22 protein-coding genes are annotated in these 22,486 nt (G+C 71.9%); 10 read left to right on the top strand and 12 right to left on the bottom strand.

Annotated features, from left to right (window positions below):
• Nucleotides 1-69 precede the first annotated feature (69 nt).
• From IG75_RS0126105 to IG75_RS0126095, 3 genes are read left to right on the top strand one after another with little or no spacing between them, the layout of a single operon-like run.
• Nucleotides 70-1,197 carry a beta-ketoacyl-[acyl-carrier-protein] synthase family protein gene (locus IG75_RS0126105; protein WP_030523774.1) on the top strand — a complete coding sequence of 376 codons (1,128 nt, stop codon included), beginning with the start codon at nt 70-72 and terminating at the stop codon, nt 1,195-1,197.
• Between the two features lie 34 nt (nt 1,198-1,231).
• Nucleotides 1,232-2,320, top strand: a complete 1,089-nt coding sequence (locus IG75_RS36630; protein ID WP_051714924.1) for an amidohydrolase family protein — start codon at nt 1,232-1,234, stop codon at nt 2,318-2,320.
• Nucleotides 2,317-3,564 carry an MFS transporter gene (locus IG75_RS0126095; RefSeq protein ID WP_030523776.1) on the top strand — a complete coding sequence of 416 codons (1,248 nt, stop codon included), beginning with the start codon at nt 2,317-2,319 and terminating at the stop codon, nt 3,562-3,564. Before IG75_RS36630 ends, IG75_RS0126095 begins: the two co-directional genes overlap by 4 nt.
• 53 nt (nt 3,565-3,617) lie before the next feature.
• On the opposite strand, the gene IG75_RS0126090 is transcribed toward IG75_RS0126095, so the two are convergent.
• From IG75_RS0126090 to nadA, 6 genes are all read right to left on the bottom strand, one after another.
• Nucleotides 3,618-4,088 (bottom strand): MarR family winged helix-turn-helix transcriptional regulator, encoded by a 471-nt coding sequence (locus IG75_RS0126090; RefSeq protein ID WP_030523777.1) that lies wholly within the window; start codon nt 4,086-4,088, stop codon nt 3,618-3,620.
• Nucleotides 4,089-4,170: 82 nt separating this feature from the next.
• Nucleotides 4,171-5,034, bottom strand: a complete 864-nt coding sequence (locus tag IG75_RS0126085) for an arylamine N-acetyltransferase family protein (RefSeq protein WP_030523778.1) — start codon at nt 5,032-5,034, stop codon at nt 4,171-4,173.
• A gap of 150 nt (nt 5,035-5,184) precedes the next feature.
• Nucleotides 5,185-5,559, bottom strand: a complete 375-nt coding sequence (locus IG75_RS0126080) for a hypothetical protein (protein ID WP_156059138.1) — start codon at nt 5,557-5,559, stop codon at nt 5,185-5,187.
• 195 nt (nt 5,560-5,754) lie between these two features.
• Complete coding sequence (nadC, locus tag IG75_RS0126075) at nt 5,755-6,615, bottom strand: carboxylating nicotinate-nucleotide diphosphorylase (RefSeq protein WP_030523780.1); 861 nt, start codon at nt 6,613-6,615, stop codon at nt 5,755-5,757.
• Nucleotides 6,616-6,733: 118 nt separating this feature from the next.
• Nucleotides 6,734-8,353 (bottom strand): L-aspartate oxidase, encoded by a 1,620-nt coding sequence (locus IG75_RS0126070; protein ID WP_036515232.1) that lies wholly within the window; start codon nt 8,351-8,353, stop codon nt 6,734-6,736.
• Nucleotides 8,354-8,398: 45 nt separating this feature from the next.
• Entirely contained in the window at nt 8,399-9,454 is a 1,056-nt protein-coding gene (gene nadA, locus IG75_RS0126065) for a quinolinate synthase NadA (RefSeq protein ID WP_036515165.1), read from the bottom strand.
• Nucleotides 9,455-9,518: 64 nt separating this feature from the next.
• Between nadA and IG75_RS0126060 the strand changes: the two genes are divergently transcribed.
• A complete protein-coding gene (locus tag IG75_RS0126060) occupies nt 9,519-10,277 on the top strand; it encodes an NUDIX hydrolase (RefSeq protein WP_030523783.1) in 759 nt (252 codons plus the stop codon).
• A gap of 293 nt (nt 10,278-10,570) precedes the next feature.
• On the opposite strand, the gene IG75_RS0126055 is transcribed toward IG75_RS0126060, so the two are convergent.
• The 4 genes from IG75_RS0126055 to bioB all read right to left on the bottom strand — a co-directional run bounded on the left by IG75_RS0126055 (nt 10,571) and on the right by bioB (nt 13,414).
• On the bottom strand, nt 10,571-11,101 hold the full coding sequence (locus IG75_RS0126055) for a DUF1353 domain-containing protein (RefSeq protein ID WP_036515167.1): 531 nt from the start codon (nt 11,099-11,101) through the stop codon (nt 10,571-10,573).
• A 311-nt stretch (nt 11,102-11,412) separates the two neighbouring features.
• The gene (locus IG75_RS0126050) at nt 11,413-12,114 is read right to left on the bottom strand and encodes a DUF2567 domain-containing protein (protein ID WP_063834191.1); all 702 of its coding nucleotides are present in this window, start codon (nt 12,112-12,114) and stop codon (nt 11,413-11,415) included.
• Nucleotides 12,115-12,116: 2 nt separating this feature from the next.
• Nucleotides 12,117-12,326: a biotin synthase auxiliary protein BsaP gene (gene bsaP, locus IG75_RS0126045; RefSeq protein ID WP_030523786.1), complete on the bottom strand. Its 210-nt coding sequence runs from the start codon at nt 12,324-12,326 to the stop codon at nt 12,117-12,119.
• 50 nt (nt 12,327-12,376) lie between these two features.
• Nucleotides 12,377-13,414 (bottom strand): biotin synthase BioB, encoded by a 1,038-nt coding sequence (gene bioB / locus IG75_RS0126040; RefSeq protein WP_030523787.1) that lies wholly within the window; start codon nt 13,412-13,414, stop codon nt 12,377-12,379.
• A 155-nt stretch (nt 13,415-13,569) separates the two neighbouring features.
• Here bioB and IG75_RS0126035 point away from each other — a divergent pair, with 155 nt between their 5' ends.
• The 6 genes from IG75_RS0126035 to IG75_RS0126010 all read left to right on the top strand — a co-directional run bounded on the left by IG75_RS0126035 (nt 13,570) and on the right by IG75_RS0126010 (nt 20,422).
• A complete protein-coding gene (locus IG75_RS0126035) occupies nt 13,570-14,154 on the top strand; it encodes a TetR/AcrR family transcriptional regulator C-terminal domain-containing protein (protein WP_030523788.1) in 585 nt (194 codons plus the stop codon).
• 64 nt (nt 14,155-14,218) lie between these two features.
• Nucleotides 14,219-15,382 (top strand): 8-amino-7-oxononanoate synthase, encoded by a 1,164-nt coding sequence (locus IG75_RS0126030; protein WP_030523789.1) that lies wholly within the window; start codon nt 14,219-14,221, stop codon nt 15,380-15,382.
• Entirely contained in the window at nt 15,379-16,110 is a 732-nt protein-coding gene (gene bioD, locus IG75_RS0126025) for a dethiobiotin synthase (RefSeq protein ID WP_051714922.1), read from the top strand. The genes IG75_RS0126030 and bioD overlap by 4 nt, the downstream gene beginning before the upstream one ends.
• 168 nt (nt 16,111-16,278) lie before the next feature.
• Nucleotides 16,279-17,451 carry a MacS family sensor histidine kinase gene (macS, locus tag IG75_RS0126020; protein ID WP_030523791.1) on the top strand — a complete coding sequence of 391 codons (1,173 nt, stop codon included), beginning with the start codon at nt 16,279-16,281 and terminating at the stop codon, nt 17,449-17,451.
• 116 nt (nt 17,452-17,567) lie between these two features.
• Entirely contained in the window at nt 17,568-18,203 is a 636-nt protein-coding gene (locus tag IG75_RS0126015; protein ID WP_051714921.1) for a response regulator, read from the top strand.
• A gap of 95 nt (nt 18,204-18,298) precedes the next feature.
• A complete protein-coding gene (locus tag IG75_RS0126010; protein WP_030523793.1) occupies nt 18,299-20,422 on the top strand; it encodes a DUF2339 domain-containing protein in 2,124 nt (707 codons plus the stop codon).
• 67 nt (nt 20,423-20,489) lie between these two features.
• Here the strand turns inward: IG75_RS0126010 and IG75_RS0126005 are convergent, their stop codons facing one another.
• Nucleotides 20,490-21,779: an adenosylmethionine--8-amino-7-oxononanoate transaminase gene (locus IG75_RS0126005; RefSeq protein WP_030523794.1), complete on the bottom strand. Its 1,290-nt coding sequence runs from the start codon at nt 21,777-21,779 to the stop codon at nt 20,490-20,492.
• A 250-nt stretch (nt 21,780-22,029) separates the two neighbouring features.
• Nucleotides 22,030-22,464 carry a MarR family winged helix-turn-helix transcriptional regulator gene (locus IG75_RS0126000; protein ID WP_030523795.1) on the bottom strand — a complete coding sequence of 145 codons (435 nt, stop codon included), beginning with the start codon at nt 22,462-22,464 and terminating at the stop codon, nt 22,030-22,032.
• Between the last annotated feature and the right edge of the window lie 22 nt (nt 22,465-22,486).

The raw sequence follows: 22,486 nt of genomic DNA, 5'->3' as shown, positions 1-22,486 counted from the left end.
CGCCGGAGCAGAGATTGGACGCACGCAGTGAACCCGCCCGCCAGGCATCCCCGAGTATCGGTCCCGGTAGTGACCGTTCCGCCACACGCGATACCGCACACCGAGCTCGTCGACGCGGTACGCGGCCGGTACGAGCGGGTGTTCTCGCCCGGTAGTCCGCGGGCCCGCGCGGTCGAGCGCGCCCTCACGATGGCCGGACGGCTCGCCATCGATGTGCACCCCATGCACCTGCGCATCGAGGAGATCATGACGATGCGCGGGTTCGCGGCCCGTAACGCCGCGGCCTGGGACGCATTCCACGCCTATGCGGTACCCGCCGCGCGGGCAGCGCTGGGTTCGGTGGGTCGCAGCGGCACCGATATCGACCTGGTCGTCCTCGAATCGTCCACGCTGATATCGATGCCCTCCCCGATCAGCGCGCTGACACAGGCCCTGGGACTGCGCCGGGACTGCGCCGCGCTACCCGTCTCGGGGATGGGGTGTCGCGGCGGCGCGCACGCGATCACGATGGCGCACAGCTGGCTGCGGGCCCACCCCGGCGATACGGTCCTGATCGTCACCGCCGATACCGCGTCGCCGCATTTCCATGTCGAAACAGAGCTGGACGAAGCCGGGCTGGTCGGCAGTATCGTCTCCAGCGCGCTGTTCTCCGATGCCGCGGCGGCCGCTGTCGTGTCCACCTCGCTCGAGCAGGGCGTAGAGCTGCTCGATATCACCCGCTCCGAGGTGCCCGGCACCTCGGACGCCATCACCTGGGTCGTCACCGACGAGGGACCGCGGTTCCGGCTCACCACCGACGCGGTGCGTTCCATCCCGGCCGTGGCGCCCGCGTTGCGGGCGCTCCTGGGCCGGCAGGGATGGACCGGTGCGGATCTGGCCGTGTGCGCCCTGCACGCGGGCGGCAACAACATCATCCGGGATGTCCAGCAAGCCCTGGGCCTCGACGCACACCAGGTCGCACCGGCCTGGCAGTCGCTGACCCGCGGAAATCTCATGTCGTCGGCCGTGCTGGACGCGATCGCGCTGATCGCCGCGGATCCTGCGCTGTGTCCGGCGTGGGGCGCGCCGCTCCTGGGCGCCGGGTTCGGACCCGGTTTCGGCACCGACGCGTTCCTCGGCCGGGCCCTGCTGCCCGCGGTCCGGGCCGCGGCGGCGGACCGCACAACAGTGGTACGCGGTGATGTCGCGGTCGGCTGACCGCGCGGACCGCGGATCGAGAGAGAGGAAAGTCATGCCACAGCCCATCGGGCGCCCGGAGCGGATCGTCACCGTCGAGGAGCACGTGCTCCCGGGTTTCCTGAGCGAATACCTGGACGGCGCCCGGAACAACCTGGATGCCGCGTACTGGACCGAGGCCGAACACCGGCTGCGCGACGTCGGCCACGAGCGACTCGCCGCGATGGACGCCCACGGCGTGACCGTGCAGGTACTGTCGCCGACCGCGCCCGGTATCCAGATCGAGCCGGATCCGGCGAAGGCCACCCGCCTCGCGGCCCGCACCAACGACTGGCTGGCCGAGGTGGTGGCCTCGGCACCGGACCGGTTCGCCGGGTTCGCGACGGTCGCGCTGCAGGACCCCGCCGCCGCGGTACGCGAGCTGCGGCGGGCGATCGGCGAGCTGGGCCTGGTCGGAGTGCTGATCAACGGCCACACCTGCGGCTCCTACCTGGACGAGCCGCAGTACCGGGAGTTCCTGGAGGCAGTCGCCGGCCTCGGCGTCCCGCTGTATCTGCATCCGGCGAACGCACCGGACGCCGCGGCCTGGACGGCCGGTCATCCACAGTTGCGCGGGCCGCTGTTCGGCTGGGGCGTCGAAACCGCCGCCCATTTCCTGCGGCTGCTCTGCGCGGGCGTCTTCGACCGCCCGGCGACCAGTGAACTCACCGTGATCCTCGGCCATGCCGGTGAAGGCCTGCTCGCCGCCCCGTCCCGGCTGGACTCCCGCTGGCAGGTGGCCAACGCGCAGCGGCACGGCCTCCGGCTCGACCATCCACCGTCGCACTACCTGCGCACCAACTTGTTCGTCACCACCTCGGGGGTGACCGACCCGTTGGCGTTCTGGGCGGCGGTATCCGGGGCGGGAGCCGGCCGGGTGGCCGTGGCGCTGGACTACCCGATGGAAGAGATGGGTCCGCAGCTGACCGCGCTGCGAGCACGGTGGCGGGTGGACGAGCTGGGCGTCGCTGCCGACGACGACCTGCTGGAACGGGTCGCCTGGCGCAATATCAGCGAACTGCTCGGGCTGACGCCGGCCGCGCCTCGGCCGGCTCCGGCCACGGCGGTCCCGGCCGCGCCCAACGGCGCCCCGGTGCCGAGATGACCGGTGCGCTGGCGCTCGGGAAAGATACCGTTTCCGGTACGTCCGGCCGGGCCTGGTTGCTCGGCGCCGCCGCGCTGGTCCTCGCCGGATTCGCGCTGCGCCCGCCGATCACCGGTTTCGGCGCGGCGCTCGAATTCGTCCCGGCCGCGACCGGCATCGACTCGGCGGTCCTCGGCTGGATCGTCACCATGCCACTGTGGTGCTATGCGGTGGGCGGCCTGCTGACCCCTCGACTGGCGGCGGCATGGGATCCGGCGCACGCCTTCGCGGCCGCGCTGGCGATCATGGCGGCCGGTCAGATCGTGCGTGTTGCCGGCGGTCCCGGACTGCTGATCGCCGGGACGACGGTGACGGCGCTGGCCACCGCGGTGGTGGCGACCCTGCTGCCGGTTCTGGCCGGGCGCTCCGGTCACGGCGCGACCCGGATGACGGCTCTGTACGCGCCCGCGATCGGTATCGGCAGTGCCGCCGGGGCGTTCCTGACCACGCCGGTGAGCGCGGCCGGTTCGTGGCGGTGGGGTCTCGTCCTGTGGGCGCCGGTATGCGCGATCGCCCTGGTCCTGTGGCTGGGCGCACTGCGGCGGGCCCCCGCGCCCGCCGCGAGCGCGGTGCCCCCGCCGTCACTCCGGCGGATACTTCTGCCCCGGGATCGGCTGTCCTGGTCGCTGATCGTGTTGTTCGCCGCGTGGGCGACCACCGCGTTCGGCGTCATGAATCTGCTGCCGTCGTTCTACCGCGAGGCCGGCACCGACCCCACCACCGCAGGACTGTTGCTCGGTATCGCGGCCGCCGCCGGCCTTCCGGCCGCGGCGCTGTTCCCCGGGTGGGTACGCCGCGCACCGGCCGGCCCCCGCCGCGCCCTGCCGCTCGTCGTCGCCACCCTGACCCCCGCGGTGGGCCTACTGGGTCTGTATCGGTATCCGCAGGCGGTGCCGTGGCTGTGGGCCGCGATGATCGGGATCGGACTGGGCACTCTGTCGCTCATCCTGAGCCTGGTCTCGGTGCGCGCGCCCGACCAGGGTGCGGTGACGGTGTTGTCGGCGACGACCCACGGAATCGGCTACGCGCTGGCGGGTGCAGGGGTCGCGACGCAGAGCGCCCTGCACATGTGGAGCGGCTCCTGGGGGCCGGTCCTCTGGCTGCTGGCCGGTCTGTGCCTGGTTCAGCTCCTGGCGGGTACGGCCGTGCCGCAGCCGCCGCACCGGCCGGACCCCGGTGCGCACGCGGCTGTCAGCGGACCCTGATGCGCGACCGGCGGACCGGGCGTGACCGGAACCGTCCCGGGGCCCGGCTCCGGTCACGCCCGGTCGCGGGCCGCGGACTCCGTATGCGCGTCGAGGATCCGGGTGAGCAGACCGACGAGTGTGCGTCGCTCGGCCGCCGAGAGGGCGCCGAGCAGTTCGTCCTGCGCCCGGTCCAGCCGGCGGTCCAGGTCGTCCAGGTGTGCGCTGCCCGCCTCGGTGAGGGTGACGATATTGCGCCGGCGGTCCTCCGGATCGGCGTCCCGTTCCGCGAAACCGCGGCCGACCAGGTCGTTGAGGACCGCCACCATATCGCTGCGGTCGATACCGGTGCGACGCCCGAGTTCGGCCTGACTGGCGGCACCGGACTCCCGCAGGGTGGTGAGCACGGCGTAGTGGTATCGCCGCGACCCGGTATCGGCCATCGCCTGTTCGGTGGCGCGGGCGGCGAGCAGCGCGGTCTGGTTGATCAGTCGGGTCGGCAGGGAACGCAGCCTGCCGGGGACGTCCGCGTGCGCGATCTTCATCACCGGAATCTATCAAGTAATTGTTGGCGACTCCCACAAACCGGCCGCCGACGCGGACCGCGCACCGCCCCGGCCGGGCCGGTCAGCGTGTCGCCCACGGCGCGGCGATCAGTGCCTCGGCGTCCCCGTCCGAGATATCGATATCGAATACCTCGCCGAGCACCTTCGCCAGCTCCGCGAGTTCCAGCTCCCGGGAATCACTCGTCCCGTCCGGATATTCGGTGGTCAGTGTGCGGCCGTCGAGCGTGTGATGGACGCCCGGAAGGAACCGCTGCACGAACGGCCGCTGGGTGAACGGCGAACGCGGCGAGGTGGAGACGAAATGGTTACCGACCTCGTAGTCGATCCGGTACTGCGGTGCCGGCGTGAAGGTGTAGCGGTCCACCCAGCCGGCCGACGCGAACTGGTACAACACCCACTCGTCACCACCCAGCTCACCCCGGGTGCGTTCGAGCCGGAACCGCCAGCCGCCCAAAGTGAACTCGTCCGGATGATCGACCAGCGGATAGGGTTCGGACGGCCCGGCCCCGAACCCCACATCGGCCAGCCACACCCGGTCGTCGTCGGAGACGGTGATTCGCAACAGCGCGTGGGTGGCCGGGCGCAGCCCACCCGACCCCATGGTGACGCGGCCGGACAGGCCGGTGACACCGAACCCGAAACGCTCCAGCGCCGCCGCGAACACCGTGACGTTCTCGTAGCAGTAGCCACCGCGCCGCTGCCGGATCAGTTTGTCCTGCAAGGTGTCCAGATCCAGCGGCACCGGCCGCCCCAGCACCGCCTCCAGGTTCTCGAACGGCACCGCCGTGGTGTGTGCGGCCACCAGGTCCCGCAGCACGGCCAGTGTCGGAGTGCGCGGGCCGGTGTATCCGATCCGCGCCAGATACGCGTCCAGATCCAGTGCTGCGCCGTTCCAGTGATAGGCGGCGTCGGCCGGTTTCGCCATGTCATCCCTTTCGCCCGGGTACGGAACGAGCAACCGCGCGCACGCGCCGGATGTTCCACTTCTTCACGAAGCCGGCACCCGGGGCCGGCCGGCCCGAGTCGGATGCGCCCGGTGAACATCCGATAACCCGGGTGGGTCCGGGGGCAGCGCTCACGACATCGTCGAATTGCCGGCGATCCGGGCGTACGCCTCGTCGAAGAGCGCCCAGCCGTCGCGGTGGCCGACCGTAGCTGCTTCTGTCATCCAGCCACGCCGAACGGCCCCGTCGACGAATGCCCGGACCACGCGGGGCGTGTTCAGGTTGAGCAAACGGTCACCGATCCAGATGACACCGGCCGCGGACACACCTCCATCGGGGATGTGGCGCTCACCGCCGGGGCGGAAGACCAGTGTCAGGCCGGCGACCGACCCGCGCCGCCGGAGCCGCAGGACTTCCTCGCACCCGGGAACATGCCGGTGCGCGGTCCTCCAGAAATATTGCTGCTCCCCCACTGTGAGCACGCGGTGGCGGCCGGTCTTTCTCATCGCGCGATGGTAGGCGCAAGTCCCCGGTCGCTGCCATCGGATCGTCGGCCTCGACCGAACAGGTCGAGGCCGCCTACCGCTGGGCAATCGGCCCCGGTCCACGCGCAGGCCGCGGTGAGGCCCAGAGTGCGGCCGCGGCAGAATCACGGCGCCGTCTCCGGCGCGACGGTATTGCGCGGCGCTCCGTCGATACCGCTACATATCGAGGCCCAGGTCCAGCACCCGGACCGAATGGGTCAGGGCGCCGACCGCCAGGAAATCGACGCCGGTCCGCGCGTAGTCCGCGGCCATATCGAGGGTGAGGCCGCCGGAGGATTCCAGCTTCGTCTCCGGTGCGAGGGCATTACGGCGCTGCACCGCGGCCTGGGTCTGCCAGAGCGGGAAATTGTCGAGCAGGACCAGTTCCACCTGCTCGCCGAGTACGGCGTCGAGCTGGTCGAGATCGTCGACCTCGACCTCGCAGTCGATCTCCGGCGCGGCGGCACGGACCGCCCGCAGCGCCTCGACCACCGAACCCGCGGCGACGACGTGATTGTCCTTGATCAGCGCGGCGTCGCCCAGACCCATGCGATGGTTCACGCCACCGCCGGCGCGCACCGCGTACTTCTGCAGAGCGCGCAGACCGGGCAGCGTCTTACGGCTGTCCCGGATCCGGCACCCGGTGCCTTCGACGGCGTCCACCCAGTCGGCGGTGGCGCTGGCGATACCCGAGAGATGACACATCAGGTTGAGCATGGTGCGTTCGGCGGTGAGCAGGCCGCGGGTCGGGGCCACCAGCGCCAGTACCGTCTGCCCGGGCGCGATCCGGGTACCGTCGGGCACCCGCTCGGTGACTTCGTAGCCGTCGGCGCCGATCACCTCGTCGAGTACCAGTAGTCCGATATCGATTCCGGCGACGGTGCCCGGCTGCCGGGCCACCACCGCGGCCTTCACCGCCGCGTCCGCGGGGACGGTGGCCGTGGTGGTGATATCGGGCCCGTAGCGCAGATCCTCGTCCAGCGCGGTACGGATGAGAGCGCGGACTTCCGCGAGATCCAGACCGGGATCCAATGTCATCGTCTTCTCCTCGTTCTCGATCCGAGCGACCGGACGCACGGGATCGCTTCGTCGGCGGACGCCGGACCGGCCGGCGCCGGTAGCGGACAGGTCGCGACCGACGAGTCCAGTCGACCGCTCACGACGGTGCCGCCAGCGGCGTCGGTTCGGTGACCACTCGCGGCGCCCCGCCCTCGTCGAGGCGCACCATGATCGGCTGTGCCGGGCCCGGTGCCGTCCGCGGATGATCGGAGCGGGTATGGCAGCCGCGGCTCTCGGTACGCACCCGCGCCGCCAGCAGCAGCGCCCGCGCTGTCACGGTGAGCGCGGCGTCCTCGACCCGGGCCACGACATCCGCGGGCGTCCCGGATCGGGGCGCCGGTACGGCGGTCGCCGACGCGGCCGGCTCGTCACCGCGCGCGGTGTCGACCAGCCGGGCCGCCCGGGCCAGCCCGGCACCGTCGCGCACGACCGAGGCGTGCTCGGTCATCGTCTGCTGGAGTACCGGCCGCGGCAGCACCGGCCGGACCTTCCCGGATCCGCCCGTGGCGCCGGCCGGTTCGCCCAGCCGCTCCAGCGCCGCCAGCCCGGCCCGCTCGCCCATCACCAGCCCCTCGAGCAGGCTGTTGGAGGCCAGCCGGTTGGCACCGTGCAACCCGGTGCGCGCGACCTCTCCGGCCGCGTAGAGCCCGGGCACGCCGGTACGCCCGTGCAGATCGGTGACCACACCGCCGCACTGATAGTGCGCCGCGGGCGCCACCGGGATCAGATCGCGGCGCGGATCGATACCCGCGGCGCGGCAGGACATGGTGATCGTCGGAAAACGCCGGGTGAACTCGGTGATCTCCCGGGCGTCGAGGTACACATGGTCGGTGCCGAGCGACCGCATACGCGCCGCGATGGCCCGTGACACCACATCCCGTGGCGCCAGATCACCGCGCGGATGGACACCGGCGGTCACCGAATCGCCCAGCGCGTCCACCAGGCGGGCGCCCTCACCGCGCACCGCCTCGCTGATCAGCGGCTGCCGTCCGAAACCGTCGGGCGTGTACAGGACGGTGGGATGGAACTGCACGAATTCCAGATCCGCCACCGCCGCGCCCGCCCAGAGTGCCAGGGCGACACCGTCGGCCGTCGCGCCGGCCGGGTTGGTGCTCAACGCGTACAGCTGCCCGAGACCGCCGGTCGCCAGCAGCACCGCGGGCGCGTGCACGCGGCCGAGGCCGCGCTCGGAGACGGCGAGCACCCCCTGGACGCCGGTCGCGCCGGTGACGACCTCGAGCACCGTGGTCCCGAACAGCACCGGTAATCCGGCCGCCGACAGAGCCCGCTGCACTTCCGCGCCGGTGGCGTCGCCGCCGGCGTGGATGATGCGGCGGGTACTGTGCCCGCCCTCCCGGGTCCGCGACACCTGCCCGTCCCGGCCGAGGTCGAAGACCGCGCCGAGATCGGTGAGGGCCGCCACCGCGTCCGGGCCGCCGGCGACGATGGAGCGCACCGCGTCGGGATCGCACAGCCCGCCGCCGGCGGCGAGGGTGTCGGCGACATGGGAGTCCACCGAATCCCCGTGCGGCGCGACGACGGCGATACCACCCTGCGCGTACTGCGTGGCGGTATCGGCCGGGCCGCCCTTGCTCAGGATCAGCACCCGCGCCCCCGCCCGGGCGACCGCGCGGGCGGCGGTGAGCCCGGCGACCCCGCCGCCGATCACGACGAGGTCGGCCCGGGCCTCCCACGCGCGATCGAGTTGATCGGTCATCACGTACTCCACGTCCGTGGGGGCGTCGTCACGCCCGGCCCGGCGTCATTCCCCGCCGCCCGGAGTGCCGATCTCGATCATCCGCTGTACCGAATTCCGGGCCAGCGCCGCGGTCTCCGGATCGACGTGCACCTCGTCGCGGTTCTCCTCCAGGCAGCGCAGCAGCGCGGCCGGGGTGATCATTTTCATGTACTTGCAGGCGGCGCGGTCGTTCACGGCCCGGAAATCGATACCCGGGGCGGCCTTGCGCAACTGATGCAGCATGCCCACCTCGGTCGCGACCAGCACCTGGTTCGATTTCGCGGCGCGGGCGGCGTCGATCATGCCGCCGGTCGACAGGATATGCACCCGGTCGGCGGGAAATTCGCCCTCACCGGCCAGGTACAGCGCCGAGGTCGCGCAGCCGCATTCGGGGTGCACGAAGAGTTCGGCGTCGGGATGCGCCCGGGCCTGGTCGTTGAGTTCGTCGCCGTTGATCCCGGCGTGCACATGGCATTCGCCCATCCAGATGTGCATGTTCTCGCGACCGGTTTCGCGCTTGACGTGCGCGCCCAGGAACTGATCGGGCAGGAAGAGCACCTCGCGGCCGGGATCGATCGAGGCGACCACGTCGACCGCGTTGGACGAGGTGCAGCAGATATCGGTGAGCCCTTTCACCGCCGCGGTGGTGTTCACGTACGACACCACCACCGCGCCCGGGTGTTCGGCCTTCCAGTCGCGCAGTTCGTCGGCGGTGATCGAATCCGCGAGCGAGCATCCGGCGCGCTCGTCGGGGATCAGCACGGTCTTCTCCGGGCTCAGGATCTTCGCGGTCTCGGCCATGAAGTGCACACCGCAGAAGACGATCGTCTCCTCGGGCGCCTCGGCCGCGATCCGGGACAGCGCCAGCGAGTCACCCACGTGATCGGCCACGTCCTGGATCTCGGGCAGCTGATAGTTGTGCGCGAGAATGGTGGCGTTGCGCTGCCGGGCCAGGCGTTTCACCTCGGCCGCCCATTCCGGCGTCCCCTCGACCCCGGTGTAGCCCGACGGCCCGTCGCTGATCCGCTCCCGCAGGGCGGTACCCGGCGCCGGGGCCAATTCTGCTCCCATCGTCGCCATGGTCGCTCCTTCCTCCGCGCGATCGGCCCCTCTGCCGATTCGCACTCAACCAGGTTTTCGACTTATGATCGAAAACGTGGACCAGTTTAGCACCATCCATGAATCGCTCACCGCGGTGTTCCAGGTTCGCCGCTTCCCCGCCGATAACTCCGCAGGTCACGGCGGCGCAGCGGCCGGGGACCGCCGTCCGCCTCGCCAGCAGCGGGAACTCGCGGTCCTGCTGTGGCAACGCGCACTGGACCCGCAGCGCGGCACCTGGTCGCTCCCCGGCGGCCGGCTGCGCAGCGACGAGGATCTGGACACCTCGGCGCGCCGGCAGCTGGCCGAGAAGGTGGACGTGCGCGAGGTGGACCACCTCGAGCAACTGTCGGTGTTCAGCGCCCCCGACCGCGTCCCCGGCCCGCGCCGGATCGCCTCGGCCTACCTGGGCCTGGTCCCCCTCACCGCCGACCCCCACCTGCCGGACGACACCTCCTGGCACCGGGTGGCCGCGCTACCGGAGATGTCGTTCGATCACGGCACCGTGGTCGAACACGCCCGGGCGCGGCTGGCCGCGAAACTGTCCTACACCAATATCTCCTTCGCCCTGGCGCCGGATCGGTTCACCATGTCCACACTGCGGGAGATCTATTGCGCCGCACTGGGTTACGACGTCGATACGACGAACCTGCAGCGGGTCCTGACGCGGCGCAAGGTGATCACCCCCACCGGGGACACCGCCGCACCGGGACGGGCCGGCGGCCGCCCTGCCTCGGTCTACCGGTTCAGCGATTCCGGACTGCGCGTCACCGACGAATTCGCCGCCCTCCGGCCGCGCGCCTGACGCCGCCCGCGGCCGCCCCCGGCGCGGCGACCCGGGAACACCCACGCACCGCGAGCCGGGACCGAGCCGCGCACCGCACAGCCGGCGCGGGGGCGAGTACAGCGGCCGGCCGCGGGCTCACCGGAACGGACAGCGGAGCCGGAGCGGCCGCGGATACAGCAGCCGACCGGGACTCGAATGAGGGGGCAGTAAAGCCGGAGCGGAACAGGTACACGGGCGATCGCGGGCTCGTCAGAGGGGGCAGTGGACCCGCCCGCGCGCATCGGAGATCCGCTCGTGCGCAGCGGTCGGGATCAGGTCCGCAGCTCCGGCCGCGGTACCGGCTGCTTCTCCGGGCGCCGGGCCCCGCGGTCCAGCGGCCAGACGATCACCTCGATCATCCAGAACAGCAGCAGGAACAGCGTCACCACCGCTGTCGGGATCACCAGGAACAGGATCGAGAGCACCGCGATCACGGTGAACACCGCCAGGGCCGCCGGGGAGACGCCCTGCAACCGGCTGCCGAACCGCACCGCCGCCCACATCATCCAGCGGCGCGGCAGCGATACCGCGCATTCGCGCAGCGCCCGCCGGAACAGCCCGTCGGCGTCGACCTTGCTCACCGACTCCGAGCGGAGCAGATAGTCGTGCAGGATGGCCGCCCGCGTGTACACGCCGTAGCGCGGTATCAGCCACACCACCGGCCGCGGCACCGAAGCGAAATCGGTCCGGAATCCGACGGGTACTTCGAAATGTTCGTCCGCGCCCGCGTAACCCAGCGGTTCCCGGACCTTCCAGAACGTCCCATCGATCTCCTCGACCACGAGCGCACTGGTGAACCCCACGAAGCAATCTCCCTGTCTCCACATCGGATTCGCTCAGCCTACGACCGTTGGCGACAACCCCGGTAACCGGCCGCACGGTCGTCCCGCCCACAGGGGATACAGGAACACCTCGTACCGGCCGGCCGCGCTGTCGCGACCCATCGGCCGGGTACGCAACGCGCATCCGTCGTATGCCGGCCGGCGCATTCCGGCGGGCTGCCGGTGGATCACACTGTGCCGCAACTTCGTCGGACCCCGCGTGTGTCTCCGCGCGCGACAGCGGTCCGATTGCTCGGCGTGACCGTGGTGGCCTCGACTCCGCGCCCGTCAGCTCAGCTCTGCGGGCTCGGCGGAGCAGCGGGCGGCTCGCCGCCGGCCTCTCCGCCGAAACCGGTCCGCGCACCGGCCCGGGCCGGATCGGCGAATGGCGCGGCGCCGGGCGGGCCGGGGCGATACGCCACGTCATCGAACTCCGGATCGGCGTAGGGCTGGGGCCGGGAATCGCCGAAAGCACTGGCGAAGCCGGTCCCGAGATCCTCGGCCGGGCTCAGTCCGGCCAGCAGCAGGATCACCAGTCCGGCCAGCAGCGGCTGCACCACCAGCGCGAGCTGAGTGCCCAACTCCACGGGCAATGCGACGATCTGACCGACCGGTGGATCCTCGGGCCGCGAATTGTCCCAGGTGACAACCATGTTCCCGAACCATGCCATGGCCCAGGCGCCGGCCACCGAGCCCAGCAGCAGCCCGGCGCACTGGAGGGGACCGCGCATCCGGCGCCACCGCCATGCCGCCACCGCCGACAGGAAACCGGTGACCGCCCCGGCGCCGACGAACAACGCCGTCGCGTCGAACCGGTGCAGGCTCTCCCCGACCAGCGCGGCGCCGCGACCCGGCTCGACCACCAGCACCCGTTCGGTCGGCGCCAACAGCCCCCACAGGGCCCCCACCAGCACGCTCACCACTATCACCGCGAGCAGCAGGACGAGGGCGGCGCGCACTTCACGCCGCGTCCCGGCCCGGTTCCACCCGGCCATCGCTACCGCCTTTCCAGGCGGGTGGAATCGATCCGGCCGTGCCGGGAGCAGGTCGCCCACCAGCCGTCGGGGTCGATCTGCACCACCATGCGGCGACCGCAGTGCGCACAGAACCGTGGCGGTTCCAGCCCCATTTCCACCGCCCGGGCGATCGGTTCGTCGAGTCCGGGCACGATCGGCCGGCCCGTGAACGGGTTGTAGCGCGCGTCCATATCGCCGACAGTACTCACGACCTCGGTCCTTCCCCGGACGACATCGCCGATCAGAAGGTTTCGTTGAGTGCTTTGATCGGCATCTCGAGCTCACCGAGCAGGTCCAGGTCCTGTTCGGCGGGACGGCCGAGGGTGGTGAGGTAGTTGCCCACGATGACCGCGTTGATACCGCCGAGGATGCCCTGACGGGCGCCGAGATCGCCGAGGGTGATCTCCCGACCGCCCGCGAACCGCAGCAGGGTCCGCGGCAGGGCGAGCCGGAACGCCGCGACGGCACGCAACGCGTCGGCGGCCGGGAGGACCTCGAGGTCACCGAAGGGCGTGCCCGGCCGCGGGTTGAGGAAGTTCAGCGGGACCTCGTCGGGTTCGAGTGCGGCCAGGTCGGCGGCGAATTCGGCGCGCTGTTCCAGGCTTTCGCCCATCCCGAGGATGCCGCCGCAGCAGACCTCCATCCCGGCCGCACGCACCATCCGCAGCGTGTTCCAGCGTTCTTCCCAGCTGTGCGTGGTGACCACGTTCGGGAAGTAGGAGCGCGCGGTTTCCAGGTTGTGGTTGTAGCGGTGCACACCCATCGCGGCCAGCCGGTCGACCTGGTCCTGGGTGAGCATGCCGAGCGAACAGGCGACCTGGATGTCGACCTCGTTGCGGATGGCTTCGACTCCGGCGGCCACCTGGGCCATCAGCCGTTCGTCGGGTCCGCGCACCGCGGCGACGATGCAGAATTCGGTGGCGCCGGTCTTGGCGGTCTGTTTGGCCGCCTCCACCAGGCTCGGTATATCCAGCCAGGCCGCGCGCACGGGTGACTGGAAGAGGCCCGACTGGGAGCAGAAATGGCAATCCTCCGGGCAGCCGCCGGTCTTGAGGCTGATGATGCCCTCGACCTCCACCTCGGGGCCGCACCACTTCATCCGTACCTCATGGGCGAGTTCGAGCAGGGGTTCGAGACGGTCGTCGCCGAGGCGCAGGACGTCGAGGGTCTGCTCGCGGGTCAGCCCGATTCCGCGCTCCAGGACCTGGTCCCGCGCCAGGGTCAGCACGTCCTCGGTGGTCGCGGCGGTATCGGGTGTCCCGGCGGGTGCCTGTGTCACGGGCGGTTCCCTTCGTCCGAAAGGTTTTTCCTGGTTCCGGCCGGTGCCGAACCCAGAACTTGAACAGTGTTCAGGACAGGGTAGCGCCAAAGATTGAACAGTGTTCAGGCTGGGGTAGCGTCAGGAGGAGTCAGCGATATCGGGAGGTCCGCACCGTGCAGTTACACCGGGACGACGTCGTGGACGGCGCCCTCGCCATCCTCGACCAGTACGGCCTGGCCGACCTCACCATGCGTCGGCTCGCCGGCGCCCTGCGGGTCCAGCCCGGCGCGCTGTACTGGCATTTCCCGAACAAGCAGGCACTACTCGGCGCCGTGGCCGACCGGATCCTCGCCCCGATGGAGCATCCGGTGCGCGCCGGCGACTGGTCGGGGGCACTCGCCGAACTCGCCCATCGGCTGCGCGACTGCCTGCTCACCTACCGGGACGGCGCGGAACTGGTCTCGGCGACCTACGCCTCCCGCCTGACCACCAGCAAGGGCCGGGAACGACTCGCCGCCGCGGTCATCCGCGCCGGGATCCCGCGCGCGGAGGCCGAACTCGCCGCGTACACATTGTTGTACTACGTGCTCGGACACACCGTCGACGAACAGTCCCGGCTGCAGATGGATTCCGTCGGCGCCTTGGCCGCGGAGACCGGCACCCTCGCCGCCGCCGAGGATCCCACGGCCCGCTTCGATTTCGGCCTGCAACTGTTCACCGCCGGTATCCGGCATCGCCTCGGCGCCGAGATCCGCTGACACAGCGGGGGCGCGCGACCCTCGACCGAGGGGCACTCGACACAACCTTGAACACCGTTCAAGTATGGTTCCCCCCGTGACCCCCGATCCACTGGCCTGGCTCGACGACAACGCCGCCGCGCGCACCACCGCCGGACTACGACGGCGCCTACGACCGCGCCCGGCCGTCGCGACCGGCCTGGATCTGGCTTCCAACGACTACCTCGGGCTCGCCCGGCACCCCGAGGTGATCGCGGGAGCCGTCGCGGCCGTGCACCGGTGGGGCGCGGGGTCCACCGGTTCACGGCTGGTCACCGGTACGACCACCGACCACGAACTTCTCGAAACCGAACTGGCGGAGTTCACCGGATTCGCGGCGGGCCTGGTGTTCGCCTCCGGCTACGCCGCCAACCTCGGCGCCGTCACCGCCCTGGCCGGGCGGGGTTCGCTGATCGTCTCCGATTCGGGCTGCCACGCCTCCCTGGTGGACGCCTGCCGTCTGTCCCGCGCTCGGGTGGAGATCGCCCCGCATCGCGATATCGGCGCGGTACGCCGGCTGCTGGCCACTCGCAGCGAGGAACGCGCCCTGGTACTCACCGATTCGGTGTTCAGTGCCGACGGCGACCTCGCACCGCTGGCCGAACTCCACCGGGTGACCCGCGCACACGGCGCGGTACTGCTGGTCGACGAGGCGCACGGGCTGGGTGTGCGCGGTGCCGGTGGACGCGGACTCGTCCACGAGACCGGTCTGGCCGGCGAACCCGACGTGGTGGTGACCGCGACCCTGTCCAAAGCCCTCGCCGCCCAGGGCGGCGTGGTCCTCGGCGCCGAGCGGGTCCGGGCACATCTGATCGATACGGCCCGCACCATGATCTTCGACACCGGCCTGGCGCCGGCGGCTGTCGGTGCCGCCCGCGCCGCACTGCGGATCCTGCGCCGGGACCCCGGGCTGCCCCGGCGCGTGCTGGACCGGGCGGCCGAGATAGCCCGGATCGCCGGTGTGCCCACCCCTGATTCGGCGGTCGTCCCGGTGGTGCTGGGCGACCCCCGGGTCGCCTACGAGGCGGCGGTGGCCTGTCGCGAACAAGGCCTGGAGGTCGGCTGTTTCCGGCCCCCGTCGGTCCCGGAAGGCACCTCCCGGCTGCGGATCACCGCCCGCGCCGACCTGTCGGCCGCCGATCTCGCCACCATCGCCGTCGTCCTGACCCCGGTCCTCGTCCGGGCCCGCGGCGGGGTGGTGGCGATATGACTCTGCTTTTCGTCACCGGCACCTCGACCGAGGTCGGCAAAACCGTCACCACCGCCGCGCTGGCCGCGGTCGCGGTCGCGGCCGGTCGCGAGGTCGCCGTCTGCAAACCCGCCCAGACCGGTATCGCCCCCGGCGAACCCGGTGATCTCGCCGTCGTCACCGCCCTCGCCGGCGTGACCCGGACCGTCGAACCGGCCCGGTACCCCGAACCGCTGGCCCCCGCCACGGCCGCCCGCCGCTGCGGCGCACCGCTGCTCACCCTGGCCGAAACCGCCACCGCCATCGCCGCTCTCGGATCCGCCGACCTGGTACTGGTGGAAGGCGCGGGCGGACTGCTGGTGCGACTGGGCGAATTCACCCTGCTCGAGCTCGCCCGGGAGCTGGCGGCCCCGGTGCTGGTGGTCGCCGCTTCCGGTCTCGGCACCCTCAATCACAGCGAACTCACCACCTGGGCGCTGCGGCAGGCCGGGGTGGAATGCGCGGGTCTGGTGGTGGGTTCGTGGCCCGAACGTCCCGACCTCGCGACCCGGACCAACCGGGCGGACCTGCCGCGGGTCACCGGCGTCGAACTCATCGGTGCCGTACCGGCGGGTGCGGGATCGTGGTCCCCGGAGCGTTTCCGGGCGGCGGCCCCGGGCTGGTTCGACCGGCACTGGGCCGAGCGGTATCTCGGACCGGCCGCCGCCGAACCGGGGATTCGTCCACCGGTCGCCGCGGCGACTCCTTAAGGTTCGGGTACGGCCACCACCCGAATCCGGTGTGAGAGGCGGCGGCGCGTGCCGCGGTCCACCCGGCGCCGGGCACGCTCGCCGCGCTCACGGAGGGCCGGGCGATTCCCGGCCCAGCGGCACCGGCCGGCCGCTTCCCTGCCGGAAGTCGTACGAGGAAGGCACCGTATGCGCTCGCACCGGACCGGCGAACCCGATCCCGCCGACGCCGCGACCGCGCCGCTGTGGCGGGCGGTACAGGCCTTCCGGCTGGTCACCCTGCTGTACGCGGTGGGTCAGCAGATCGCCTCCGTGCGGTACTACGAGAACCAGCGGTTGAGCTGGGTTTTCATTGCGCTCATGGTGCTCTGGTCGGGAGTTTCGGCACTATTGCTCGCCCAGTGGCACACCCCCGATACCGCACGCACCCGCACGCTGGTGGTGGTCGGCGACCATCTCGTGGTCCTCGGCCTGATCGCGGCGACACCGCTGGTCGCCGACTACGACTGGTATCACGGACATCAGCCCCTGCCCACCACCATGTGGTCGGCGAACGCGGTGATCTCGGCCGCCATTCTGCGCGGCCCCGTCGCGGGAGTCGTCTCGGGCCTGGTCGTCGCGGCCACCATCATCACCATGCGACAGCAATGGGGCCAGGACGTCTGGGCCGATGCCACCGCCCCGGTGCTGGTTTCGGTGGGCCTGGCGCTGGGTCTGGCCGCGAATACGGCGCGACGCGCCCAGGAGCAGCTTCAGCGGGCGGTGCGGCTCACCGCGGCCGCCGAGGAGCGGGAACGGCTGGCGCGGCAGGTGCACGACGGTGTCCTGCAGATCCTCTCCTACATCACCCGGCGCGGCACCGCGATCGGCGGCCCGGCCACCGAACTGGCCCAGCGCGCCGGGGAACAGGAAATCGCGCTGCGACGGCTCATCTCCGAACAGGGCGCCGCGTCCGGCGGCGACGCGACGACCGTCGACCTGCGCCCCCTGCTCACCGCGCACGCCGCGCCGGACGTGGTGGTCTCGACCCCCGGCGATCCGGTGCGGCTCGGCCGCTGGACCGCCGACGAGATCGCCGCCGCCGTCGCGGCCGCCCTCGCCAATGTGGAGTTGCACGCGGGCCCCGCGGCCCGGGCGTTCGTGCTGCTGGAGGACACCGGCACGGAGCTGATCGTGAGTGTGCGCGACGACGGGGTCGGTATCGCTCCCGGCCGGCTCACCGAGGCCGAGCACGAGGGCCGGATGGGCGTGTCGCGATCGATCACCGGCCGGATCGCGGCGCTGGGCGGCACCGCCGAACTGCTCACCGCGGCCACTGTCGGCGAGGGCACCGAATGGGAGTTCCGTATTCCCCGCGGTTGAACCCGTTCCGCGTGTTCGGCGCCCCGGCGAGCCCCGTGGCTCTGGCAGGATGGGGACGGCGCGAACGCGGAAGGAGCGGCGGCGTGAGCGGACAGGCGGCGGAGACGATTTCGGTGATGGTGGTCGACGACCACCCGATCTGGCGCGAGGGTGTGTCCCGCGATCTCACCGAGGCCGGTTTCCGGGTGGCCGCCACCGCCGAGGACGCCGCGGCCGCCACTCGCCGGGCCGCCGCGACCCGGCCCCAGGTGGTGCTGATGGATATGCAGCTGCCCGACGGCAACGGGGCGCTGGCCACCGCCGAGGTGCTGCGGGTGTCCCCGGAGAGCCGGGTCCTGGTGCTCTCGGCGTCGGGCGAACGCGACGATGTGCTGGATGCGGTGAAGGCCGGGGCCTCCGGCTATCTGGTGAAGAGCGCGTCGGCGGCGGAACTGGTCGCCGCGGTCCGCGCGACGGCCGCCGGGCAGGCGGTGTTCACCCCCGGGCTGGCCGGCCTGGTGCTCGGTGAGTACCGCCGGATGGCCACCGCCCCGGCCGATCCCGGCGCCCCGCACCGGCCCGCGCTGACCGACCGGGAGACCGAAGTGCTGCGGCTGGTCGCCAAGGGCCTGTCCGCGAAACAGATCGCGACCCGGTTGGATCTGAGCCATCGCACGGTCGAGAACCATGTGCAGGCCACCCTGCGCAAACTACAGCTCGCCAACCGGGTCGAGCTCACCCGCTACGTGATCGAGCAGGGTCTCGACGAGTGATGCCGCGGTAGCTTCGCGTGATTCGGGTAGATCCCGGCGCCGGCCCGAGTAGTCCTACTCATCCGCGCGGCCGGGGGGCCGCCGACCATCGAGGTATGACGACTTCGATCGATCCGGCGCTGGTCGCCCGCCTGTCCGGCGAGTTCACCTCGATCGCCGGCGGTTTCACCACACTCGGTGGTCAGCTGAGTACCCTCGGCCGCGATCTGGAGGCGCTGCACCGGCAGGTACGTGCGGCGACACCGCAGCAGTCGGAGCCCGGTACCGCCGGTGCGTCCGCGCCGACGGCCGAACAGGGACCGGGCACCGCGAAACCCGCCGCGCCGCAGTCCCCTTCGCCCGCCGCCACACCGGACGCGGCGGGGACGCCCGGTGCGCAGGCCGGCGGGGCCGCGCCGGCACCGGCCGGCGGCCCGGTGCCGGCGCCTCCCGGCCCCGCGCCCTGGGGTGTCCCCGCGGCCACCGCACCGCAGCCGCCCTGGCCGGTCCCACCCCCGCACCCGCACAGTAGATATGCCGGCGCGTACCCGATTTACCGGAACCGGCCACCGGTACCCCCCGGCCGCGGCCCGGCCGGACCGGCCGCGCCGCGTACGCCGTGGTGGCAGCGCGAAGGCGTGATCAGCCGGCTGCTCGCGGTCGCGGGGGTGGCGGTGACCCTCATCGGTGTCGTGATGCTGCTGGTGCTGGCCGCCCAGGCCGGTATCTTCGGTCCGGTCCCCCGCGTCGTCGCCGGGGCGGCGTTCTCGGCGACCCTGGTCGGGGCCGGTATGCGGGTGTACCGGCGCACCGGCGGCCGGGTCGGCGGGGTCGCGCTGGCCGCCACCGGTTTTGCCGGCGCCTACCTGGATGTGATCGCGACGACGACGATCTACGACTGGCTGCACCCGGTACCGGGCTTCGCCGTCGCACTCGGTGTCGCCGCGGCCGGGGTGGGCCTGGCGGTGCAGTGGCGTTCCCAGGCCCTGGCGGTTCTCGTCGTCGCGGGCGCCGCGGTGCTGGCCCCGTTCGTCAGCACCGAGCTGTCGTTGCTCGCCTTCCTGATCGTGCTGCAACTGGCCTGTGTGCCGGTGCAGTACCGGTACGACTGGCCGTTCCTGCATCTGGTGCGCACGGTTCCGGCCGTACTCGCCACCCAGGTCGCCGTCGTCGCCGTGGCGATCGGTACCGACGATCCCGGCCGGAAGGTGCTGGTGCTCGTGGCCGCTGTCGCGGTCGCCGCGGTGGGCCTGGCGGGCACCGTCGTCGTGGTGCGGCACCGCGCCGGCGATATCGTGGCCACCCTGACCTGCGCGCTGGCCACCACCCCGTTGCTCGCCGCGTCCGCCCTGTTCGACCGGCCCGCCGCCACGGCGATCTCGTCGGGCTACGCCGTCGTCCTGCTGTCGCTCGCCGCGACCGCGCTGCTGCCGAAGGTGCGCGACATCGCCCGCGTACCCGGTCATACCGCCACCGTCGCGGCCGTCGCCGGTTCGTTCGCCCTGCTGGAAACCCTCTGGGGTGTGACCACCGAAGCGACGCTGGCCCTGGGCCTGTTCCTCGTCGCCGCCTGCTACCTGGGGATCGCGGGCCGCACCCGCAACCGGGTCGCGGCGGCGCTCGGCGCCGGGTACGCCGCCCTCGGCGGGCTCGCCTTCCTGGTGGTCGCCGGTCCGGGCACCCTGTCCACCGAATGGGTCGCCGTGCGCGAACTCTCGGCCGGGACCGCGGCCTCGGCGATCGCCGGGCTCGCGGTGGTCGCGGTGGCGCTGTGGGGTTCGGGCCGGTTCACCGCATCGCGGCGTCCCGGCGAATCCACCGACTCCCGCAGCACCCTGCTGTGGGTCGGCGGTAGCGTCGCGGCCCTCTACCTGGTGACCGCGACGACCGTCTCGCTCGGGGTGGTCTCCGGTACCGCCGACGGATTCGTCGTCGGCCACAGTATCGCCACCATCGTCTGGATGGCCGGTGCGCTGGCCGCCCTGCTGTACGGGCTGCGCCGGCTGAGCGGCGGGACGCCGACGGCCGCCAAGGTCGCACTCGGCTCCGGGCTGCTGGTCACGGCCGCCGCGCTGGCGAAATTGTTCCTGTTCGATCTGGCCACCCTCGACGGACTCATCCGGGTGACCGCGTTCCTGGTGGTCGGGGTGCTGTTGCTCATCGCCGGCACCCGCTACGCCCGGGCATTCGCCGAGAGCGGTGCCCGCCGGGACGATTCCGGGTCCGCCGCACCACACTGATCCCCGGAACGGGGTTCCGCCGCGGCCCCGGCCCCGGTGGCATGCGGCCACCGGGGCCGGGGCCGGTTCACGAACCCGCGCGGGCCGCCGCGACCATGGCGGCGGTGACGGTCGCGATATCGGCGCCGTCGCTGATATAGGGCGGCATCGCGTAGATCAGGTTGCGGAACGGCCGGATCCAGGCGCCCGCGGCGACGGCGGCCGCGGTGGCCGCCCGCATATCCACCGGCCGATCCAGCTCGATCACTCCGATACCGCCCAGCACCCGCACCTCGGTCACCCCGGGCAGCTCCCGCGCCGGAGCCAGACCCGCGCGCAGGCCGGCACCGAGCCTGGCCACCTCCGCCTGCCAGTCGCGCGCCAGCAGCAGTTCCACCGAGGCGACCGCGACAGCACAGGCCAGCGGATTGCCCATGAACGTCGGGCCGTGCATGAGTCCCCCGTGCGCGGCGCTGACGGACTCGGCGATCTCGCTCGTGCACAGCGCGGCGGCGAGGGTCAGATATCCGCCGGTGAGTGCTTTGCCCACACACATCACATCCGGTGCGACCCGCGCCTGCTCGGCGGCGAAGAACGTGCCGGTCCGCCCGAACCCGGTGGCGATCTCGTCGAACACCAGCAGGACCCCCTGCTCGTCACACAGCCGGCGCAGGTCGGCCAGGTAGCGGGGATCGTGCCAGCGCATCCCGCCCGCCCCCTGGACCACCGGTTCCACCACGATCGCGGCCAGCTCGGACGCGTGCCGGGCGACGGCGTGTTCCAGCTCCCGCACGTAATCGTCGCGGTAGTCCCGGGGTGGCGCGGAGACGAAGAGCTGTTCGGCCAGGACATCGGTCCACAGCGCGTGCATCCCACCCTCCGGATCGCACACGCTCATGGGCGTGAAGGTGTCGCCGTGATATCCGCCGCGCCAGGTCAGCAGCCGGCGCTTTTCCGGGCGCCCCACCGACCGCCAGTACTGCAGGCACATCTTCACCGCGACCTCCACCGCGACCGAACCGGAATCGCAGAGGAACACACGGTCCAGGCCCGTGGGGGTATGCCGCACCAGCAGTTCGCACAATCGGGCCGCCGGTTCGTGGGTGAGCCCGCCGAACATCACATGGCTCATCCGGCGCGACTGCGCCACCAGCGCTTCGTCGAGGACCGGGTGCCGGTAGCCGTGGACTGCGGCCCACCACGAACTCATCCCGTCCACCAGTTCGCGGCCGTCGGCCAGCGTCAGCCGGGTGCCCGCGGCCCCGGTGACGACCAGCGGTTCGGTGCTGGGCGGAAAGCCGCCGTAGGGGTGCCACACATAGCGCGCGTCGAGGTCGGAGATCTGCGCGGCGGTGAGTTCTGCGGGGGCGGCGAGCACGGCGATCCTCCACTCGTAGCGCGACCGCGGCCGGCCGCACGAAACCTTGAACGCCGTTCAAGTTACCAACCCGGACAGGCCGGGCCGCACACCAGGGACACGCCCGGCGCGCAGCGACCCGTTGCCGCCGGAAGCGGCCTCCCCACCGATCGCTCGACGTGGCCGCCGCGAAGGCGGTCGAACAGCACCTGCGGCATCGGCGCTGCGAACCGCTCCGCACCACGGCACATCCGCCGGCACCCCGGTCGCGTCAGCCGGCCCCGTCCAGCACCGCCACCACCCGGCTCAGCAGCCGCCGCAACTCCACCGCCCCATCCGCCCCCACCTCCGCCCGTATCCGATCCTCGATTCGCGCGATGCGCTCCCCCGCCAGTTCGAGCGCCACGAGTCCGGCCTCGGTACACACCACCCGCCGGGCCCGCCGGTCCTGTGGATCGACCTGCCGGCGCACCAGCCCCGCCCGCTCCAGCTGACCCACCAGTTCCCCCATCGATTGCTGGGTCATCCCGGCGGCCGCCGCCAATTCCCCCACTCGCGAGCCCGCCGGATCCAGATACCGGAACACCGCGTAGTGCGCGGGACGCAATTCCGCGGCCAGCCGCGTACGCAGTTCGTCGTTCAGTTCCGCTTCGACGGCCCGGGTGGCCAGCGTGAGCAGTTTCAGCAGCGACGGGGTCGTTGACATATTAAGAAGGTAACCTTTCTAA

The sequence above is a fragment of the Nocardia rhamnosiphila NBRC 108938 genome (genome assembly GCF_000720425.1).
In the GTDB taxonomy this organism is placed as follows: Bacteria; Actinomycetota; Actinomycetes; order Mycobacteriales; family Mycobacteriaceae; genus Nocardia; species Nocardia rhamnosiphila.
This window is presented reverse-complemented; position numbering and strand designations above follow the sequence as displayed.